The 3,403-nt window shown below is 57.0% G+C and carries 2 rRNA genes; both read right to left on the bottom strand.

Annotation, left to right across the window (positions count from 1 at the left end):
* Window positions 1–3: 3 nt before the first annotated feature.
* Window positions 4–120, bottom strand: a 5S ribosomal RNA gene (gene rrf, locus Dsi01nite_RS56705).
* 105 nt (window positions 121–225) lie between these two features.
* Window positions 226–3,345 (bottom strand): 23S ribosomal RNA (locus Dsi01nite_RS56700).
* Between the last annotated feature and the right edge of the window lie 58 nt (window positions 3,346–3,403).

Raw genomic sequence — 3,403 nt, 5'->3', positions numbered from 1 at the left:
TTTGTCCGGCGGCGTCCTACTCTCCCACACTCTCTCGGGTGCAGTACCATCGGCGCTGGAGGGCTTAGCTTCCGGGTTCGGAATGGGACCGGGCGTTTCCCCTCCGCTATGGCCGCCGTAACTCTATGAACCTGTCAACCCCGCACACCCAACACATGGTTGGGGTGCGTCCGGTGTTGGTTCAGAATCACACAGTGGATGCGTTGTCATTAAAGCTTTGTGTATGAGGTCAAGTCCTCGGCCTATTAGTACCGGTCAGCTCAAACCTGTTACCAGGCTTCCACTTCCGGCCTATCAACCCAGTGGTCTAACTGGGGGCCTTAACCCTCAAGGGGTGGGATACCTCATCTCGAAGCGAGCTTCCCGCTTAGATGCTTTCAGCGGTTATCCCTTCCGAACGTAGCCAACCAGCCGTGCTCTTGGCAGAACAACTGGCACACCAGAGGTTCGTCCGTCCCGGTCCTCTCGTACTAGGGACAGCCCTTCTCAAGTATCCTACGCGCGCGGCGGATAGGGACCGAACTGTCTCACGACGTTCTAAACCCAGCTCGCGTACCGCTTTAATGGGCGAACAGCCCAACCCTTGGGACCTACTCCAGCCCCAGGATGCGACGAGCCGACATCGAGGTGCCAAACCATCCCGTCGATATGGACTCTTGGGGAAGATCAGCCTGTTATCCCCGGGGTACCTTTTATCCGTTGAGCGACACCGCTTCCACCTGCCAGTGCCGGATCACTAGTCCCGACTTTCGTCCCTGCTCGACCTGTCAGTCTCACAGTCAAGCCCCCTTGTGCACTTGCACTCAACACCTGATTGCCAACCAGGCTGAGGGAACCTTTGGGCGCCTCCGTTACATTTTAGGAGGCAACCGCCCCAGTTAAACTACCCACCAGACACTGTCCCTGAACCGGATCACGGTCCGAAGTTAGATACCCAAATCCAACAGAGTGGTATTTCAAGCTTGCCTCCACAACCACTGGCGTGGCCGCTTCACAGGCTCCCACCTATCCTACACAATCGAATTCGAGTACCAATGTCAAGCTATAGTGAAGGTCCCGGGGTCTTTCCGTCCTGCCGCGCGTAACGAGCATCTTTACTCGTAGTGCAATTTCGCCGGGCCTGTGGTTGAGACAGTGGGGAAGTCGTTACGCCATTCGTGCAGGTCGGAACTTACCCGACAAGGAATTTCGCTACCTTAGGATGGTTATAGTTACCACCGCCGTTTACTGGCGCTTAAGTTCTCCGCTTCGCCCTCACGGACTAACAGGTCCCCTTAACGTTCCAGCACCGGGCAGGCGTCAGTCCATATACATCGTCTTACGACTTCGCATGGACCTGTGTTTTTAGTAAACAGTCGCTTCCCCCTGGTCTCTGCGGCCACCAACCGCTCCACCAGCATGTGGTCTCACCATCGGTGGCCCCCCTTCTCCCGAAGTTACGGGGGCAATTTGCCGAGTTCCTTAACCACAGTTCGCCCGATCGCCTCGGTATTCTCTACCTGACCACCTGTGTCGGTTTGGGGTACGGGCCGCTCGAAACTCGCTAGAGGCTTTTCTCGGCAGCATGGGATCACTGACTTCGCCTGAAACGGCTCCGCTTCACGTCTCACCCTCAAGCAGTGCGGATTTGCCTACACTGCGGGCTACACGCTTGCCCCGGCACAACCACCGGCCGGGTCCAGCTACCCTCCTGCGTCACCCCATCGCTTGCCTACTACCACCCAAGTTCCCAACATCAACCCATCCACCCGAAGGCTTCAAGGCATCCGGAGGTTAGTACAAGTGGGTCCGGCATGGACGCTTCTACGCGGGTACGGGAATATCAACCCGTTATCCATCGACTACGCCTCTCGGCCTCGCCTTAGGCCCCGACTCACCCAGGGCGGATTAGCCTGGCCCTGGAACCCTTGGTCATCCGGCGGCAGGGTTTCTCACCCTGCTTTCGCTACTCATGCCTGCATTCTCACTCGCGTCACCTCCACGGCTGGATCACTCCGCCGCTTCACCGGTGACACGACGCTCCCCTACCCATCCACACACCTGGACCTCACCCCGAAAGGATCAGCCGGGTTATCATGTGAATGCCACAGCTTCGGCGGTGTGCTTGAGCCCCGCTACATTGTCGGCGCGGAACCACTTGACCAGTGAGCTATTACGCACTCTTTCAAGGGTGGCTGCTTCTAAGCCAACCTCCTGGTTGTCTATGCGACCCCACATCCTTTACCACTTAGCACACGCTTAGGGGCCTTAGCTGGTGATCTGGGCTGTTTCCCTCTCGACTACGAAGCTTATCCCCCGCAGTCTCACTGCCACGCTCTCACTTACCGGCATTCGGAGTTTAGTTGACTTCAGTAAGCTTGTAGGCCCCCTAGGCCATCCAGTGCTCTACCTCCGGCAAGAAACACGTGACGCTGCACCTAAATGCATTTCGGGGAGAACCAGCTATCACGGAGTTTGATTGGCCTTTCACCCCTAACCACAGGTCATCCCCCAACTTTTCAACGTTGGTGGGTTCGGCCCTCCACGCGGTCTTACCCGCGCTTCAGCCTGCCCATGGCTAGATCACTCCGCTTCGGGTCTAGGACACGCGACTGAACGCCCTATTCAGACTCGCTTTCGCTACGGCTCCCCCACACGGGTTAACCTCGCCACGTATCACTAACTCGCAGGCTCATTCTTCAAAAGGCACGCCGTCACCCCTGCTACAAGTAACAGGACGCTCCGACGGATTGTAGGCGCACGGTTTCAGGTACTATTTCACTCCCCTCCCGGGGTACTTTTCACCTTTCCCTCACGGTACTCGTCCGCTATCGGTCATCAGGGAGTATTTAGGCTTACCAGGTGGTCCTGGCAGATTCACGGCAGATTACAGGAGTCCGCCGCTACTCGGGAACACACCAACACAGATCCAGGATTTTCGCCTACCGGACTCTCACCGTCTACGGTGCCGCTTTCCAGCGAACTTCGACTAACCCAGAATTTTCTGACTGTGCAACCGCATGGCAGCGCGATTCAGACATGTCCCACAACCCCGCACACGCAACCCCTGCCAGGTATCACACGTGCACGGTTTAGCCTCTTCCGCTTTCGCTCGCCACTACTCACGGAATCACTGTTGTTTTCTCTTCCTGCGGGTACTGAGATGTTTCACTTCCCCGCGTTCCCTCTACCTGCCCTATGTGTTCAGGCAGGAGTGACACCACATGACTGGTGCCGGGTTCCCCCATTCGGACACCCTGGGATCACAGCTCGGTTGACAGCTCCCCCAGGCCTATCGCGGCCTCCCACGTCCTTCATCGGCTCCTGATGCCAAGGCATCCACCGTACGCCCTTAAAAACTTGACCACAAAAAGCTTTAAAGATGCTCGCATCCACTGTGCAATTCTCAACCAACACCAAACCC

Source organism: Dactylosporangium siamense, from assembly GCF_016862795.1.
GTDB lineage: Bacteria > Actinomycetota > Actinomycetes > Mycobacteriales > Micromonosporaceae > Dactylosporangium > Dactylosporangium siamense.
This window is presented reverse-complemented; position numbering and strand designations above follow the sequence as displayed.